Below are 16,073 nucleotides of genomic sequence, written 5' to 3'. Positions count from 1 at the left end.
CGAATGTATGGAAAGAACCCCTTAGTACTTGGTTCCTAGGTGTAACGCTACCACGCCACCTGACAAATTGTAATATTTGACGGCGTCGAGGCCCGCTTGTTCCATCATCGTCTTCAGCGTGTCCTGATCGGGGTGCATCCGGATAGATTCAGCAAGATACCGATAACTTTCAGCATCTTTCGCGAACTTGTCGCCAAGCCACGGTAATACTTTGAAAGAATACAGATCGTACGCTTTTTTCAGCGGATCCCAGACTTTCGAGAATTCGAGCACCATCACGCGGCCGCCCGGCTTCGCCACGCGGCGCATCTCGGCGAGCGCGGCGTCCTTGTGCGTCATGTTGCGCAGCCCGAACGCGACCGTGACCACATCGAAGTAGTTGTCGGGAAACGGAATTTTCTCGGCGTCGCACAGCAGCGACGGCGTCACGATGCCCTTGTCGAGCAGCCGGTCGCGGCCGACGCGCAGCATCGATTCGTTGATGTCGGTGTGCCAGACCTCGCCCGTCGGGCCCGCTGCCTTCGCGAACGCCTTGGTCAGGTCGCCCGTGCCGGCCGCGATGTCGAGCACCTTGAAGCCGGGGCGCACGTTCGCCTGCGCGATCGTGAACGCCTTCCACGCGCGGTGCATGCCGGCCGACATCAGGTCGTTCATCAGATCGTAGTTGCTCGCGACCGAATGGAACACGCCCGCCACTTTCTTCGCTTTTTCGGTTTCCTCGACGCTTTCGAAGCCGAAGTGGGTTTTGCTCATCGCGTTGATCCTCAGTAAATGGCAAGACGGCGCCGAGCGGGCGCCGTCGATTTCAGTGGCAGTGGCCGTGCGGCGCGGGGGCCGCCTGCATCGGCGCGTCGCGCTCGACGCCCGCCGCCTTCAGTTTGTCGAAATAGTCGCGCCACAGCGCGTCCTGCTGCGTCGCCAGTTCGTACAGCAGATCCCACGAGTAGATGCCGGTCGAATGGCCATCGGAGAACGTCGGCTGCAGCGCGTAGTTGCCCACGCCCTCGAGCGCGGTGATCGTCACCTCGCGCTTGCCCGTCTGCAGCGTCTCCTGGCCCGGCCCGTGGCCGCGCACCTCGGCCGACGGCGAGTAGACGCGCATCAGCTCGAACGGAATCCGGTAGCTCTCGCCGTTCGGGTACTGCAATTCGAGCACGCGCGACACCGCGTGCACGACGACGCCGGACGGAATCGGCGTCGTGGAAGTCAAACCGCTCATGGCTGCCTCGAATCGGTCATCTGTTGAATTTCCTCGCGCACCGCATTGTGCAGCAGCGAGGCCTGCGCCGCGCGCGAGCGCAACAGCGCCTCGGACACGCTGCGCTGGCGCGGCGCCCACACGGGCTGCGGGAAATGGGCGTCGTTGGAGAAGCGCGGGATCACGTGCCAGTGCACGTGCGGCACCATGTTGCCGAGGCTCGCGAGATTCACCTTGTTCGGCTGCATCACGCGGCGCACGGCCCGCTCCACCGCGTACACCACGCGCATCAAATGTGCCCTTTCGGGCTCGCCGAGATCGGAGAACTCGGCCACGTGCGCGCCCCAGATCACCCGGCAGAAACCCGGGTAGTCGTGCTCGCCCGTCGCCAGCACGACGCGCAGCGCATCGTCCTGCCAGAGCACCTCGCCGCCGTCTTCACGGCAAAACACGCATTCCATCGTCGCTCCCATGTGCACGGGCGCCGGCGCTGCCGCACCGGCGCCCGCTCTCATTCCTGGCCCGGCCGGGCGGGCGTCATGCCCGCATTAGACCAGCACGCGCTCGATCCCGCCATTGTTCGCGCGTGCGACATAGTCGGCCATCCAGTTCTCGCCGAGCACCTGGCGCGCGATCTCGACCACGATGTAGTCGGCCTCGAGGTTCGCGTCCTCGTTGTAGCGCGACAGGCCCTGCAGGCACGACGGGCAGCTCGTCAGGATCTTCACGTCCGGGCCGTTCGCGGCCGGTGCCGGCGCGTCGCCGGCCACCACGGGAATCGCGCGCAGCTTCGCCGCGCCCTTGCGGATTTCCTCTTCCTTGCGGAAGCGGACCTGCGTGGACACGTCCGGACGCGTAACCGCCAGCGTGCCCGATTCGCCGCAGCAGCGGTCGTTCTTCTCGATCTTGTAGCCGTCCTTCTCCGTGCCCATCAGCTCGTTGACGAGCTTCACCGGGTCGATCGTCTTGATCGGCGTATGGCACGGGTCGTGATACATGTAGCGGGTGCCCGTGACGCCATCGAGCTTCATCCCCTTCTCGAGCAGGAACTCGTGGATGTCGATGATCCGGCAGCCCGGGAAGATCTTGTCGAATTCGTAGCCTGCGAGCTGGTCGTAGCAGGTGCCGCACGACACGACCACCGTCTTGATGTCGAGGTAGTTCAGCGTGTTCGCGACCCGGTGGAACAGCACGCGGTTGTCGGTGACGATCTTCTCGGCCTTGTCGTACTGGCCCGAGCCGCGCTGCGGATAACCGCAGCACAGGTAGCCCGGCGGCAGCACGGTCTGCACGCCCGCCTCCCACAGCATCGCCTGCGTGGCGAGCCCGACCTGCGAGAACAGCCGCTCGGAGCCGCAGCCCGGGAAGTAGAACACCGCTTCCGAATCGACGGTCGTCGACTTCGGGTTGCGGATGATCGGCACGATCTTGTTGTCCTCGATGTCGAGCAGCGCGCGCGCCGTCTTCTTCGGCAGGTTGCCCGGCATCTTCTTGTTGACGAAGTGGATCACCTGCTCGACGGCGGGCGGCTTGCCGGTGGTCGCCGGCGGGTGCTGGGTCTGCTTCGTCACGACCTTCTTCAGCATGTCGTTCGCGAAGCGCTGCACCTTGTAGCCGACGCCCATCATCACGGTGCGCGCGGCGTTGATCGTCTGCGGATTGGTCGCGTTCAGGAAGAACATGCCCGCCGCATTGCCGGCGTTGAACTTCTTCTTGCCCATCTTGCGCAACAGGTTGCGCATGTTCATCGTCACGTCGCCGAAGTCGATCTTCACCGGGCACGGCGTCGCGCACTTGTGGCACACCGTGCAGTGGTCGGCCACGTCGTTGAACTCGTCCCAGTGCTTGATCGACACGCCGCGGCGCGTCTGCTCCTCGTACAGGAACGCCTCGACCAGCAGCGAGGTCGCGAGGATCTTGTTGCGCGGGCTGTACAGCAGGTTCGCGCGCGGCACGTGCGTCGCGCACACCGGCTTGCACTTGCCGCAGCGCAGGCAGTCCTTCACCGAATCGGCGATCGCGCCGATGTCGGACTGCTGCATGATCAGCGACTCGTAGCCCATCAGGCCGAAGCTCGGCGTGTAGGCATTGCGCAGGTCGGCGCCGTCGAGCAGCTTGCCCTTGTTGAAGCGGCCGTTCGGGTCGACGCGCTGCTTGTACGCGCGGAATTCGGCGATCTCGTCGTCGGTCAGGAACTCGAGCTTCGTGATGCCGATCCCGTGTTCGCCGGAGATCACGCCGTCGAGCGAGCGTGCGAGCTTCATGATGCGCGCGACCGCCGCGTGCGCGTCCTGCAGCATCTCGTAGTTGTCGGAGTTGACCGGGATGTTGGTGTGGACGTTGCCGTCGCCCGCGTGCATGTGCAGCGCGACGAACACGCGGCCGCGCAGCACGCGCTTGTGGATCGCCTGCGCTTCGTCGAGGATCTGCTTGAACGCGCCGCCGTTGAAGATCGCGCGCAGCTCCGCGCGGATCTCCTGCTTCCACGAGATGCGGACCGTGCGGTCCTGCGTGACGTGGAAGACGGTCGCGCCCGGCTGTTCGTCGGCGCGATCGGCGAACTTCTCGGCGAGCGCTTCGTAGCCAAGCTGCACGAGGTAGTGCTGTGCCTCGCGCAGCGGCTGGTCGAGCCGGTCGCGCACGAATTCCCAGCGCGCGCGCACGCGCTTGAGCAGCTCCAGCGCCTGCTGCACGCGATCCTCGAGCAGCTCGGCGCTCGGGATCTCGTTCGCGTCGTCGGTCTTGCCGAGCGGCAGGTTGCCGGCGCGGAAGAACGCCTCGAGCGCGTCGACGAGTTGCAGCTTGTTCTTCAGCGACAGCTCGATGTTGATCCGCTCGATGCCGTCGGTGTACTCGCCCATCCGGTTCAGCGGAATGACGACGTCTTCGTTGATCTTGAACGCGTTGGTGTGCTTCGCGATCGCGGCCGTGCGGCTGCGGTCGAGCCAGAAGCGCTTGCGCGCCTCCGCGCTGATCGCGACGAAGCCTTCGCCGCTCTTGCCGTTCGCCATCCGGACCACTTCGGACGTCGCGTGCGCGACCGCATCGGCGTCGTCGCCGACGATGTCGCCGATCAGCACCATCTTCGGGAATGCGTTGCGCTTGCTCTTGGTCGCGTAGCCGACCGCGCGCAGGTAGCGCTCGTCGAGGTGCTCGAGGCCCGCGAGGATCGCGCCGCCCTGCTTCGATGTTTCGAACAGGTAGTCCTTGATCTCGACGATGCTCGGGATCGCCTCGCGCGCCTGGCCGAAGAATTCGAGACAGACGGTGCGCGTGTGCGCGGGCATCTTGTGCAGCACCCAGCGCGCGGACGTGATCAGCCCGTCGCAGCCTTCCTTCTGCACGCCCGGCAGGCCGGCGAGGAACTTGTCGGTGACGTCCTTGCCGAGGCCTTCCTTGCGGAACCGGCGGCCTTCGATCTCGAGCATCTCCGTCTTCAGCAGCTTCTCGCCCGGCGCGTACGCGCCGTCGAACCACTTCAGCTCGAAACGCGCGACCGCGATGTCGTGGATCTTGCCCTGGTTGTGCTCGTGGCGCGTGACTTCGAGCCAGTTGCCGTCCGGATCGACCATCCGCCACCAGGCCAGGTTGTCGAGCGCGGTGCCCCACAGCACGGCCTTCTTGCCGCCGGCGTTCATCGCGACGTTGCCGCCGATGCACGATGCGTCGAGGGAGGTCGGATCGACCGCGAACACGTAGCCGGCCGCTTCGGCCGCTTCGGTCACGCGGCGCGTGACGACGCCCGCGCCGGAGAAGATCGTCGGCACCTTGTGCGCGACGCCCGGCAGCTCGGTGAGCTCGACCGCGCCGAGCTGTTCGAGCTTCTCGGTGTTGATCACGGCGGAGAACGGCGTGAGCGGCACCGCGCCGCCCGTGTAGCCGGTGCCGCCGCCGCGCGGGATCACGGTCAGGCCGAGCTCGAAGCACGCCTTGATCAGGCCCGCGATCTCGGCTTCGGTATCGGGGGTCAGCACGACGAACGGGTATTCGACGCGCCAGTCGGTCGCGTCGGTCACGTGCGACACGCGCGACAGCCCGTCGAAGCGGATGTTGTCCTTCTGCGTGCAGCGGCCGAGCGCCTTGGTCGCGCGGCGGCGCAGGTCGGCCATCTTGTCGAATTCGTCGGCGAACTCGTCGACCGCGCGCTGCGCGGCGGCCTCGAGCATCTCGACGCGGCCGGCACGTTCACGGCCCGCGTCGTCGCGATGCTCGGTCAGATCGGCGCGACGGCGCTTGCCGATCTCGGTCAGGCGGTGGTTCAGCGCCTCGATCAGCAGCGCGCGGCGCTTCGGGTTGTCGAGCAGATCGTCCTGCAGGTACGGGTTGCGGCGCACGACCCAGATGTCGCCGAGCACTTCGTACAGCATCCGCGCCGAGCGGCCCGTGCGGCGTTCGGCGCGCAGCTCGTCGAGCACCGACCACGCCTCCTCGCCGAGCAGGCGAATCACGATCTCGCGGTCGGAGAAGGACGTGTAGTTGTAGGGAATCTCGCGCAGACGGGGCGCGGGGTCGGCGGCGACGGCGGCGGCCGCGCCATGCGGATCGAAAACTTGTGGTGCGTTCATGTTCGGACGACTCGGAGGGCCGATACACCGTGCACGGGCGTCGGCAAGCGCGTGGGCGCAATCTTGGGGAAATCTGTTCTGGTGCCAGGCGCGCGACTATCTCGCATCGGGCGGGAGCGGGTCGGGACTCACCGCTTCCGGCCGGCAAAGCCTGGCGGCACTCGGAGCCATCAGCACGATCGCGCGCGGCGCGCATGCCGCTCCGCCGCGGGGCTGGCTGCGCGCGGCGTCGGCTTCAACGGGGCGATCCGAGGGTGCCTCTGCATCTTCCGATCCTTGATTCAAAACGGAATTCTAACCCATGATCGGCCCGCCTGTGAGACGCCGGACAGGTCGTGGGGCTTTCGCCGCAACCCGCGCCGGGCCTGCGTCGGCGCGCTTTCGCGCCGGCATTCGCCGTCCGTCCGGTCGGTAACCATGCAGTTAAATCGGTAAAAAGGGACGCTCCGCGCGGCAAACCCGCCCGCCGCCGCGCTTGCGCGCCCGTGCACCCGGCATGCCGCTTGCGTGCGGACGGACCCTTGGCGCTATCATTGATCCTTTACTGTCTGCTTCCGCACCGCACGCGAGCGCCCATGGCCACCCACGATTACCTGAAGAAAATCCTCACCGCGCGCGTCTACGACGTCGCGCTCGAGACGGAACTCGAACCCGCCCGCAACCTGTCGGCCCGACTGCGCAACCCCGTCTACCTGAAGCGCGAGGACAACCAGCCGGTGTTCTCGTTCAAGCTGCGCGGCGCGTACAACAAGATGGCGCACATTCCGGCCGACGCGCTCGCGCGCGGGGTGATTACGGCATCGGCCGGCAATCATGCGCAGGGCGTCGCGTTCTCGGCGGCACGAATGGGCATCAAGGCCGTGATCGTCGTGCCCGTGACGACGCCGCAGGTGAAGGTCGACGCGGTACGTGCGCACGGCGGCCCGAGCGTCGAGGTGATCCAGGCGGGCGAGTCGTACAGCGATGCGTACGCGCACGCGGTCAAGGTGCAGGCGGAGCGCGACCTCACGTTCGTCCACCCGTTCGACGATCCTTACGTGATCGCCGGCCAGGGCACGATCGCGATGGAAATCCTGCGTCAGCACCAGGGGCCGATTCACGCGATCTTCGTGCCGATCGGCGGCGGCGGGCTCGCGGCCGGCGTGGCGGCCTACGTCAAGGCGGTGCGGCCGGAAATCAAGGTGTTCGGCGTGCAGGCCGAGGATTCGTGCGCGATGGCGCAGTCGCTGCAGAAGGGCGCGCGCGTCGAGCTGAGCGAGGTCGGCCTGTTCGCGGACGGCACCGCGGTGAAACTCGTCGGCGAGGAAACCTTCCGGCTCTGCAGCGAGTTCCTCGACGGCGTGCTGACGGTCGACACCGACGCGCTGTGCGCGGCGATCAAGGACGTGTTCCAGGACACGCGCAGCGTGCTCGAGCCGTCCGGCGCGCTCGCGGTCGCGGGCGCGAAACGCTACGCGGAACGCGAAGGCATCGAGAACCAGACGCTCGTCGCGGTCACGTCCGGCGCGAACATGAACTTCGACCGGATGCGCTTCGTCGCCGAACGCGCGGAAGTCGGCGAGGCGCGCGAAGCCGTGTTCGCCGTCACGATCCCCGAGGAGCGCGGCAGCTTCAAGCGGTTCTGCTCGCTCGTCGGCGATCGCAACGTGACCGAGTTCAACTACCGTATCGCCGACGAGAAGTCCGCGCACATCTTCGTCGGCGTGCAGATCAGGCGACGCGGCGAATCGGCCGGGATCGCCGCGAATTTCGAGTCGCACGGTTTCAAGACCGTCGACCTGACGCACGACGAGCTGTCGAAGGAACACATCCGCTACATGGTGGGCGGGCGCTCGCCGCTCGCGCTCGACGAACGCCTGTTCCGCTTCGAATTCCCGGAGCGGCCGGGCGCGCTGATGAAGTTCCTGTCGTCGATGGCACCGGACTGGAACATCAGCCTGTTCCACTACCGCAACCAGGGCGCGGACTACAGCTCGATTCTCGTCGGGCTGCAGGTGCCGCAGGCCGATCGCGCCGAATTCGAACGCTTCCTCGCGGCGCTCGGCTATCCGTATGTCGAAGAGAGCGCCAATCCGGCTTACCGCCTCTTCCTGTCGTAAAGGCTTCGTGCAATGAATCCCGAACATTCCCCGCTGGGCAAGGCGACCGTCTACGCTGCGCAGTACGACGCGTCGCTGCTGTTCCCGATCCCGCGCGCCGGCTCGCGCGAGCAGCTCGGCATCACGTCGGCGCTGCCGTTCTTCGGCACCGACATCTGGAACGCTTACGAGCTGTCGTGGCTCAACGCGCGCGGCAAGCCGCAGCTCGCGGTCGCGACGTTCTTCGTGCCGGCCGAATCGCCGAACATCGTCGAATCGAAGTCGTTCAAGCTGTATCTCGGCTCGTTCGCGCAATCGAAGTTCGACTCGGTCGACACGGTGCGCGACGTGCTCAAGCGCGACGTGTCCGCCGCGTGCGGCGCGAGCGTGTCGGTGCAGCTGGTGTCGCCGCACGATTTCGGCAAGCTGCAGATGGAAGAGCTCGACGGGTTGTCGCTCGACCGGCTCGACCTCGACACCGACGTGTACGAACCCGATCCGTCGCTGCTGTCGGCCGCCGAGGACGAAGCGCCCGTCGAGGAGACGCTGGTGTCCGACCTGCTGCGCTCGAACTGCCCGGTCACCGGCCAGCCCGACTGGGGCAGCGTGCAGATTCACTACGTCGGGCCGCAGATCGATCACGCGGGGCTGCTGCGCTACATCATCTCGTTCCGCAATCACACGGGCTTTCACGAGCAGTGCGTCGAGCGCATCTTCCTCGACATCCTGCATGCGTGCAAACCGGTGAAGCTTGCCGTGTATGCGCGCTATACGCGCCGCGGCGGCCTCGACATCAATCCGTTCCGCACGAACTACAACCAGCCGATGCCGGACAACGCGCGGACCGCGCGGCAGTAAGTAACACCGGCCCGCCGGAAACGAAACAGCCCCGCCGGCTCGCGCCCGCGGGGCTGTTTCACTGTGCGCAGCGGACTGCGCGGGCGCGTTACTTCGCCGGCGCCTTGTAAGCGATGCAATCGACCTCGACCTTGCAGTCGATCACCATGCTCGACTGCACGCACGCGCGTGCCGGCGGATGCTCGCCGAAGTACGACACGAACACCCTGTTGAACGACGCGAAATCGCGTGCGTCGTCGAGCCACACGCCGCAGCGCACGACGTGTTCGAGGCCGTAGCCGGCTTCCTTCAGAATCGCGATCACGTTCTCGATCGCCTGCTTCGACTGCGTGACGATCCCGCCTTCGACGACCTCGCCGTTCACCATCGGCGTCTGGCCCGACACATACAGCCAGCCGTCGGCCTCGACCGCGCGTGCAAACGGCATCACCTGGCCGCCCGTACCCTTCGCTTCGCCCACGCCATATCGCTTCATCGTTTCACTCCTTGGTTGTCGACCGGCATCGGCATGCAAGCGCCAGTGCCGGTTCCATGCAACGCACGGTTGCGGATGCGCGCGCCGACATGGCGCACGCGGCAAATCGGATCGGAGCCGCGCTCAGAACGCGGCTTCGGCACTCGCCGGCACGCGCTCGCCGCGCGCGACGAAACCGCCGGCGCGCGCGCCGGTCGGCTGGCCGTTCTCGTAGGTCAGCACGCCGTTCACCCACACCGCGTCGATCCCGTGTGCGGGCTGCTGCGGCTGCTCGAACGTCGCGGCATCGATCACGCGCGCCGGATCGAACAGCACGAGATCCGCGTGGTAGCCGACATGCACTTCGCCGCGCCGCGCAATCCCGAAGCGGCGCGCGGACAGCGACGTCATCTTGCGGATCGCTTCCTCGAGCGGCAGCAGGTTCGTGTCGCGCACGTAATGGCCGAGCACGCGCGGAAACGCGCCCCAGAGCCGCGGGTGCGGCAGCGGATCGTTCGGCAGGCCGTCCGAGCCGACCATCGTCGCCGGATGCGACAGGATCCGCCGCACGTCGTCCTCGGACATGTTGTGGTACACGGCGCCGGCAGGGCGGATGCGCTGCGCGGCCTCCTGCTCGGTCACGCCCCAGTCGGCCGCGATCGCCTTCAGCAGCTTGCCCGCGACTTCCGGATGCGGCTGCGACCATGTGATCGTGATGTCGATGTCGCCCGTCACCTGCTTCAGGTCGAGCGTCGACGAGCTGCGGCTGTACGGATAGCAGTCGCAGCCGACCGGCTGGTAGCGGCGCGCACCTTCGAGCGACGCGAGCACTTCGGTGCTGCGCCCCCAGTTCGACGGGCCCGCGCATTTCAGGTGCGAGATCACGACCGGCACCCGCGCGTGACGGCCGACGCGGTACGCTTCGTCCATCGCGTCGAGGATCGCGTCGAACTCGGTGCGCATGTGCGTCGTGTACAGCGCGCCCGCGTTCGCGAGCGGCTCGGCGAGCGCCATCACTTCCTCGGCCGGCGCCGCGAACGCGGAGCCATACGCGAGGCCCGACGACAGCCCGAGCGCGCCGTTCGCGAGCGCCTCCTCGAGCTGCGTGCGCATTCCGGCGATTTCGCCGTCGGTCGCCGCGCGGTCGAGGCGGTCCATCTGGTTGTTGCGCAGCGCCGTGTGCCCGACGAGCGCCGCGACGTTCACGGCCGGCCGCGCGTCGTTGACGGCCGCGACATACGCGGCGAAGGTCGGGTAGCGGAACGCGGCGCGATCGCCGAGCAGGTTCATCGGGTCGGGCGGATCGCCCGCGAGCGTCACCGGCGACGCGCTGATCCCGCAGTTGCCGACGATCACCGTCGTCACGCCCTGCGAGATCTTCGGCAGCATTTCGGGTGCGCGGATCACGTGCGTGTCGTCGTGCGTGTGCACGTCGACGAAGCCCGGTGCGAGCGCGCGGCCGTTCGCATCGACGACGGTCTCGGCAAGCCAGTTCGACAGGTTGCCGATCGCCGCGATCACGCCGTTGCGAATCGCGACGTCGCGCGTGACGGGCGGCGCGCCGGTACCGTCGTACAACTGCGCGCCGACGATCAGCGTATCGGCGGCTTCGGGATGCGAATGCATGGTCAGTCTCCTACCGGTTGACGGTCTCCGCCGCCGCGATGCGCATCGAGCGCATGCTTGATGCGGCGCAGCGATTCTCGGCCCGCATCGCCGAGCCGCAATGCGACCCCGGTGACGAGCACGTCGATCGCCATCATCATCGCGTAGCGCGATGTCGACGGCTTGTAAATGAAATCGGTTTCGAACGCGACCACCGGAATCAGATGATCGGCCAGCTTCGCGAGCGGCGACGCCGGCGCGGTGATCGCGATCAGCTTCGCGCCGTAGCGCTTCGCGAGCCGGCAGCTTTCGTGCAGTTCGGGCACGCGCCCGCTCACCGACAGCGCGACGACCACGGCGTCGCGCGACAGCGTCGCCGCCACCATCCGCTGCAGCAGGCTGTCCTGGTAGCTCGCCACCGGCCGGCCGAAGCGCACGAGCCGGAAGCGCAGTTCATCGGCGAGCGCGGTCGAGCCGCCGCCCTGCCCGTACACGTAGATCATCTTCGCGCCGGCGAGCAGGTCGGCCGCCGCGTCGAACGACGTGTTGCGCAGCAGCTGGTGGTTGTGCGCGAGCGCCACGCGGATCTCGTCGTAGACGACCGATGCGGGGCTCGCGTCTTGTTCGGGATGCGCGTCGGCCGGCACCAGGAAGCGCTGGCCGACCGCCGCCGCCTGCGCGACGAGCACTTTCAGTTCGCGCACGTCGCGGCAGCCGACGGCCTTCGCGAAACGCGTGACCGTCGCGACGCTGACGCCCGCGTCGCGCGCGAGCGCGCCGATGCTCGCCCGCGCGGCGCGCGCGAGATCGGCGAGGATGAAGGCGGCGACCTTGCGTTCGGCCTCGCGCAGGTCCGGCGCGCATTCGGCGATCCGCGCGACGATGTCGAGGACCGGTCGGGCGACCGAAGCCGAAGGCTCGGCCGCGAACGGAGCGGACGGGGTAGCTGGCGAATTCATCTGCTGAAAGAGCGTGTGGCGGCTCATGTTACTAAATAACATTACCGCGTCGATGCTACTTTCTGTACCATTTCCATGTCAACTTCAATGCAATGCATAGTGATGATGGAGCGGGATGACATGAAAGTTACAAACTATCAGGAACCGACAATCAATCCGTTGGGCAAGGGTCTCGGCAACCTGCCGAGCGCGAGCGTGCCGCTCGACGACGCGGGCCGCCTCGAGTGGAACCTGCTCGCGGAAGACGTCAGCCTGCCGGCCGCCGTGCTGTATGCGGATCGCATCGAACACAATCTGAACTGGATGCAGGCGTTCGTCCAGCAATACGGCGTGCAGTTCGCACCGCACGGCAAGACGACGATGGCGCCGCAACTGTTCCGCCGCCAGCTCGACGCCGGCGCATGGGGCATCACGCTCGCGACCGCGCACCAGACGCAGGCCGCGTATCACGGCGGCGTGCGGCGCGTGCTGCTCGCGAACCAGCTGGTCGGCCGGCAGAACATGGCGATCATCGCCCAGTTGCTGTCCGATCCCGAGTTCGAATTCTTCTGCCTCGTCGATTCGGCCGACGGCGTCGACCAGCTCGGCCGCTTCTTCGGCGAAGCGAAACGGACGCTGAACGTGCTGATCGAGCTCGGCGTGCCGGGCGGTCGCGCGGGCGTGCGCGACGCCGCGCAACGCGAGGCCGTGCTCGATGCGATCGCGCGCTATCCGGACACGCTGAAGCTGGCCGGCATCGAACTCTACGAAGGCGTGCTGAAGGAGGAAGGCGAGATCCGCGCGTTCCTGCAGGACGCGGTCGCGCTCACGCGAGCGCTGGCCGAAGCCGGCCGTTTCGCGCGCACGCCGGCGATCCTGTCGGGCGCGGGCTCGGCGTGGTACGACGTGGTCGCGGAGGAATTCGCGAAGGCGTCCGACGCCGGTTTCGCGGAAGTCGTGCTGCGCCCGGGCTGCTACCTGACGCACGACGTCGGCATCTACAAGAAGGCGCAGACCGACGTGTTCGCGCGCAACCCGACCGCCCGCAGGATGGGCGAAGGGCTGCTTCCGGCGCTGCAGCTGTGGGCGTACGTGCAATCGGTGCCGGAGCCGGATCGCGCGATCGTCGCGCTCGGCAAGCGCGACGCGGCGTTCGACGCGGGCCTGCCCGAGCCGGCGCGCCACTTCCGCCCGGGGCGCGACGACGCGCCGCGCGATGTCGCCGCGAGCGAAGGCTGGGCCGTCACCGGAATGATGGACCAGCATGCGTACCTGCAGATCCCGCCGGGTGCGGACGTGAAGGTCGGCGACATGGTCGCGTTCGACATCTCGCACCCGTGCCTGACGTTCGACAAGTGGCGCCAGCTGCTCGTCCTCGATCCGCAGTTCCGCGTGACGGAAGTCGTCGAAACCTTCTTCTGACAACCCGCGCACCGCCCCGCGGCCGCGCGGGGCGGCCGTCACGCGCGCTTCAAGCGGCCGGAGTACACTGCGCTTTCGTCCTCGGGGCCGCTTCGCCGCCGCAGCGCCGTCTGCCGCACGCGGCGCGAACAGGCCCTCAACGCTGTTCAATGGAGAAAGCCATGGCCGCGAAGAAGATCCTGTTCCTGACCGGCGATTTCGCCGAAGACTACGAAACGATGGTGCCGTTCCAGGCGCTGCAGGCCGTCGGCCATCACGTCGATGCAGTCTGCCCGGGCAAGCGCGCGGGCGACAAGGTCAAGACCGCGATCCACGATTTCGAGGGCGATCAGACCTACACCGAAAAGCCCGGCCACAACTTCACGCTGAACGCGACGTTCGACGACGTCGAGGCGTCCGGTTACGACGCGCTCGCGATCGCGGGCGGCCGCGCGCCCGAATACCTGCGTCTCGATGCGAAGGTGATCGCGCTGGTGCGCGCGTTCGCCGAAGCCGGCAAGCCGATCGCCGCGATCTGCCATGCGGCGCAGCTGCTCGCGGCCGCCGACGTGATCCGCGGCAAGCGCATCTCGGCCTACCCGGCCTGCGCGCCGGAAGTGAAGCTCGCGGGCGGCGAGTACGCGGACATCCCGGTCGATGCGGCCGTGACCGACGCGCCGTTTGTCACCGCGCCCGCGTGGCCCGCGCATCCGGCATGGCTCGCGCAGTTCCTCGCGGTGCTGGGCACGCGTATCGAGCTGTAAACCGAAGCGGGATGAAATGAAGTGAAACGCCGGCCGGCGGCGGGTTCTCAGGACCCGGATGCCCTGCCGGCGCTTGGCGGCCGACGGCATGCACCCGTCGGGCCGCCTGCCGCGCTGCTCTTCAGTGCGGCGTCGGCGTCGAGCCGGCTTCCGCGATCCGCGACTCCAGCATCGCCAGCGCACCCGACAGCGCAGTCAGCACGTCGTCCGGCAGTTGCGCCATCGTCTGGTCGAGGAACGCCTTGCGGCGCGGCAGGCAGGCGGCGAACGCGGCGCGCCCGTCTTCGGTCAGCGTGACGTTGGTCACGCGGTTGTCGCGCGCGTCGGACGCGCGCTCGATCCAGCCGAGCGCATCGAGCGACTTCAGCTGGCGCGTGAGCGCGCCCGGATCGATGCGCAGCACTTCCACGAGCTTCTTCTGCGACGCATGGCCGCCCATCGTGTGCAGCGCGACCATGATGCGCCAGCGCGGCATCGGCTGCCCCACGTGCGTTTCGAACGCGCTCATGAACGCGCGATACGTGCGTCCGAATTGCTGCAAGATCGCGACGCGGTCCTGTTCTTCCATGCGCTGATGCCTACCCGTTCAATCGGTGAATCGTTCAATCGGCCGCGACATGCGGTTCGATCTTGCGCCGCAGCGCGATCGGCGGCACGCGGCGACACTGCCATACCGACACCACGGCGACCACGGCCGCCATCGCGACGCCCAGGTGAATCGCGCCGACCAGCGATTCACGGGCCGCTTCCAGCAGCAGCGCGCCATTATGCCCGGCGCGCGTCAGCTCCGCGACGAGACCGCCTTGCGCCGCGCGGTCGATCAGGATCTGCGGATCGGCGAGCCGCGCATGCCACTGCAGCGCATGATCGCCCGACAGCGCATTGCGCACGCCGCTCGAATACATCTGGTTGACCAGCGTGCCGGTCAGCGCGGTGCCGATCATCCCGCCGACCATCCGCAGCGACTGCAGCAATGCCGTCGCGATGCCGAGGTGCTCGCGGCCGGCCGTCTGCTGCGCGAACACGGTGAGGTTCGGCAACACGAAGCCGAGGCCGATGCCGCCGGCGACCATCAGCGCCATCAGCGCCCAGGTCGGCGTCGAGTGCGTCGACACGACGATGCCCGCGCACGCGATCGCGAACAGTATGAACCCGACGTGCAGCATCGCATTCGGATTGCGGATGCGCGTGACGACGCGGCCGTTCATGATGCTGCCGATCGTGATGAACACGACGAGCGGCGTGATCACGAGCCCGGCCTCCTTCGGCGACATCCCGAAGCCGCCCTGGAACAGCAGCGGCGCGTAGAACAGCAGCGAGAACATCGAGAAGCCGGCGAGGATCGCGAGCACGAACAGCGCCGACAACGCGCGGTTGCCGAACATGTCGAACGGCAGGATCGGCTGCGCGCAGCGTTTTTCCCAATGCCACAAGCCGATGCCGGCACCGACCGCGACGACCAGCAGCAACGACGCCCAGCTCATGACGCCGTACTTCGGCAGCCACTCGACGAACAGTTGCAGCGCGCCGAGCGACAGCGCGATCAGCAGCGCGCCGGGCCAGTCGAGCCGCATCTTGCGGTCGTGCTCGACATGGCGCAGGTGCGGCAGGTAGCGCCACACGAAGAACAGCGACAGCAGGCCGACCGGCAGGTTGACGTAGAACACCGAGCGCCAGCCGAACGACTGGGTCAGGATCCCGCCGAGCGACGGTCCGACCGCGTTCGCGATGCCGAACGCGGAGCTCATCAACACCTGCCAGCGCAGCCGCACGACGGAATCGGGGAACAGGTCGGGAATGCACGCGAACGCGGTGCCGACCAGCATCCCGCCGCCGATTCCCTGCAGGCCGCGCGCGAGCACCAGGAACAGCATGTCGTTGGCCATCCCGCACAGCACCGACGCGCCGGTGAACACGACGATCGACGCGATCACGAACGGCTTGCGCCCGTAATAGTCGCCAAGCCGGCCGAAGATCGGCACGGTGATCACGGAACTGAGCAGATACGAAGTCGCGACCCACGCGTACAGGTCGAAGCCTCTGAGCTCGGCGACGATGGTCGGCAACGCGGTGCCGACGACCGTCTGGTCGAGCGCGACGAGCATGGTGACAAACGAGATCCCGATCATCGCCAGCAGCGATTCGCGGAACGGCAGGACTTGCCCGCTCGAATGGTGGGCGGCAGTATGGACGGCCATTTTTTGTTGATGCA

The 16,073-nt window shown here is 67.3% G+C and carries 13 protein-coding genes; 4 read left to right on the top strand and 9 right to left on the bottom strand.

Translation table 11 applies throughout. The annotated features are described in order from the left end of the window. Positions 1-21: 21 nt before the first annotated feature. The 4 genes from ubiE to HW466_RS21820 form a co-directional block, all read right to left on the bottom strand. Positions 22-753 (bottom strand): bifunctional demethylmenaquinone methyltransferase/2-methoxy-6-polyprenyl-1,4-benzoquinol methylase UbiE, encoded by a 732-nt coding sequence (gene ubiE, locus HW466_RS21835; protein ID WP_044846838.1) that lies wholly within the window; start codon positions 751-753, stop codon positions 22-24. 52 nt (positions 754-805) lie between these two features. Beyond that, the gene (locus tag HW466_RS21830) at positions 806-1,219 is read right to left on the bottom strand and encodes a gamma-butyrobetaine hydroxylase family protein (RefSeq protein ID WP_011886002.1); all 414 of its coding nucleotides are present in this window, start codon (positions 1,217-1,219) and stop codon (positions 806-808) included. After that, positions 1,216-1,659 carry an HIT family protein gene (locus HW466_RS21825; protein WP_059447871.1) on the bottom strand — a complete coding sequence of 148 codons (444 nt, stop codon included), beginning with the start codon at positions 1,657-1,659 and terminating at the stop codon, positions 1,216-1,218. Before HW466_RS21825 ends, HW466_RS21830 begins: the two co-directional genes overlap by 4 nt. Before the next feature lie 87 nt (positions 1,660-1,746). Beyond that, positions 1,747-5,763 (bottom strand): DUF3683 domain-containing protein, encoded by a 4,017-nt coding sequence (locus HW466_RS21820; protein WP_059506842.1) that lies wholly within the window; start codon positions 5,761-5,763, stop codon positions 1,747-1,749. 575 nt (positions 5,764-6,338) lie between these two features. Here HW466_RS21820 and ilvA point away from each other — a divergent pair. Then, the gene (gene ilvA, locus HW466_RS21815; protein ID WP_151004765.1) at positions 6,339-7,862 is read left to right on the top strand and encodes a threonine ammonia-lyase, biosynthetic; all 1,524 of its coding nucleotides are present in this window, start codon (positions 6,339-6,341) and stop codon (positions 7,860-7,862) included. A gap of 12 nt (positions 7,863-7,874) precedes the next feature. Then, entirely contained in the window at positions 7,875-8,699 is an 825-nt protein-coding gene (gene queF, locus HW466_RS21810) for an NADPH-dependent 7-cyano-7-deazaguanine reductase QueF (RefSeq protein ID WP_151004763.1), read from the top strand. A gap of 88 nt (positions 8,700-8,787) precedes the next feature. Here queF and HW466_RS21805 read toward each other — a convergent pair whose 3' ends face one another. The 3 genes from HW466_RS21805 to HW466_RS21795 all read right to left on the bottom strand — a co-directional run bounded on the left by HW466_RS21805 (position 8,788) and on the right by HW466_RS21795 (position 11,717). Beyond that, the gene (locus tag HW466_RS21805) at positions 8,788-9,174 is read right to left on the bottom strand and encodes a RidA family protein (protein WP_009691931.1); all 387 of its coding nucleotides are present in this window, start codon (positions 9,172-9,174) and stop codon (positions 8,788-8,790) included. A gap of 123 nt (positions 9,175-9,297) precedes the next feature. Then, complete coding sequence (locus HW466_RS21800; protein ID WP_059506844.1) at positions 9,298-10,779, bottom strand: N-acyl-D-amino-acid deacylase family protein; 1,482 nt, start codon at positions 10,777-10,779, stop codon at positions 9,298-9,300. 2 nt (positions 10,780-10,781) lie between these two features. Continuing rightward, positions 10,782-11,717, bottom strand: coding sequence for a MurR/RpiR family transcriptional regulator (locus tag HW466_RS21795; RefSeq protein ID WP_151004768.1), 936 nt, complete (start codon positions 11,715-11,717; stop codon positions 10,782-10,784). 120 nt (positions 11,718-11,837) lie between these two features. Here HW466_RS21795 and HW466_RS21790 point away from each other — a divergent pair, with 120 nt between their 5' ends. Both HW466_RS21790 and HW466_RS21785 read left to right on the top strand, forming a co-directional pair. Continuing rightward, positions 11,838-13,118, top strand: coding sequence for an amino acid deaminase (locus tag HW466_RS21790; protein ID WP_059447876.1), 1,281 nt, complete (start codon positions 11,838-11,840; stop codon positions 13,116-13,118). 161 nt (positions 13,119-13,279) lie between these two features. After that, positions 13,280-13,861 carry a DJ-1/PfpI family protein gene (locus HW466_RS21785; protein ID WP_174905861.1) on the top strand — a complete coding sequence of 194 codons (582 nt, stop codon included), beginning with the start codon at positions 13,280-13,282 and terminating at the stop codon, positions 13,859-13,861. 121 nt (positions 13,862-13,982) lie between these two features. Here the strand turns inward: HW466_RS21785 and HW466_RS21780 are convergent, their stop codons facing one another. Both HW466_RS21780 and HW466_RS21775 read right to left on the bottom strand, forming a co-directional pair. After that, a complete protein-coding gene (locus HW466_RS21780) occupies positions 13,983-14,429 on the bottom strand; it encodes a MarR family winged helix-turn-helix transcriptional regulator (RefSeq protein ID WP_059447877.1) in 447 nt (148 codons plus the stop codon). 34 nt (positions 14,430-14,463) lie between these two features. Beyond that, positions 14,464-16,059 (bottom strand): MDR family MFS transporter, encoded by a 1,596-nt coding sequence (locus tag HW466_RS21775; protein ID WP_151005764.1) that lies wholly within the window; start codon positions 16,057-16,059, stop codon positions 14,464-14,466. Positions 16,060-16,073 lie beyond the last annotated feature (14 nt).

The organism is Burkholderia territorii (genome assembly GCF_902833055.1).
Classification (GTDB): domain Bacteria; phylum Pseudomonadota; class Gammaproteobacteria; order Burkholderiales; family Burkholderiaceae; genus Burkholderia; species Burkholderia territorii.
The sequence above is the reverse complement of the archived record's forward strand: the minus strand, read 5'-3'. Positions and strand labels throughout refer to the sequence as shown.

Bases quoted from the DNA above. Each gene is read 5' to 3' on its own strand.
- ubiE (WP_044846838.1), bottom strand. From the start codon at position 753: ATGAGCAAAACCCACTTCGGCTTCGAAAGCGTCGAGGAAACCGAAAAA.
- HW466_RS21830 (WP_011886002.1), bottom strand. From the start codon at position 1,219: ATGAGCGGTTTGACTTCCACGACGCCGATTCCGTCCGGCGTCGTCGTG.
- HW466_RS21825 (WP_059447871.1), bottom strand. From the start codon at position 1,659: ATGGAATGCGTGTTTTGCCGTGAAGACGGCGGCGAGGTGCTCTGGCAG.
- HW466_RS21820 (WP_059506842.1), bottom strand. From the start codon at position 5,763: ATGAACGCACCACAAGTTTTCGATCCGCATGGCGCGGCCGCCGCCGTC.
- ilvA (WP_151004765.1), top strand. From the start codon at position 6,339: ATGGCCACCCACGATTACCTGAAGAAAATCCTCACCGCGCGCGTCTAC.
- queF (WP_151004763.1), top strand. From the start codon at position 7,875: ATGAATCCCGAACATTCCCCGCTGGGCAAGGCGACCGTCTACGCTGCG.
- HW466_RS21805 (WP_009691931.1), bottom strand. From the start codon at position 9,174: ATGAAGCGATATGGCGTGGGCGAAGCGAAGGGTACGGGCGGCCAGGTG.
- HW466_RS21800 (WP_059506844.1), bottom strand. From the start codon at position 10,779: ATGCATTCGCATCCCGAAGCCGCCGATACGCTGATCGTCGGCGCGCAG.
- HW466_RS21795 (WP_151004768.1), bottom strand. From the start codon at position 11,717: ATGAATTCGCCAGCTACCCCGTCCGCTCCGTTCGCGGCCGAGCCTTCG.
- HW466_RS21790 (WP_059447876.1), top strand. From the start codon at position 11,838: ATGAAAGTTACAAACTATCAGGAACCGACAATCAATCCGTTGGGCAAG.
- HW466_RS21785 (WP_174905861.1), top strand. From the start codon at position 13,280: ATGGCCGCGAAGAAGATCCTGTTCCTGACCGGCGATTTCGCCGAAGAC.
- HW466_RS21780 (WP_059447877.1), bottom strand. From the start codon at position 14,429: ATGGAAGAACAGGACCGCGTCGCGATCTTGCAGCAATTCGGACGCACG.
- HW466_RS21775 (WP_151005764.1), bottom strand. From the start codon at position 16,059: ATGGCCGTCCATACTGCCGCCCACCATTCGAGCGGGCAAGTCCTGCCG.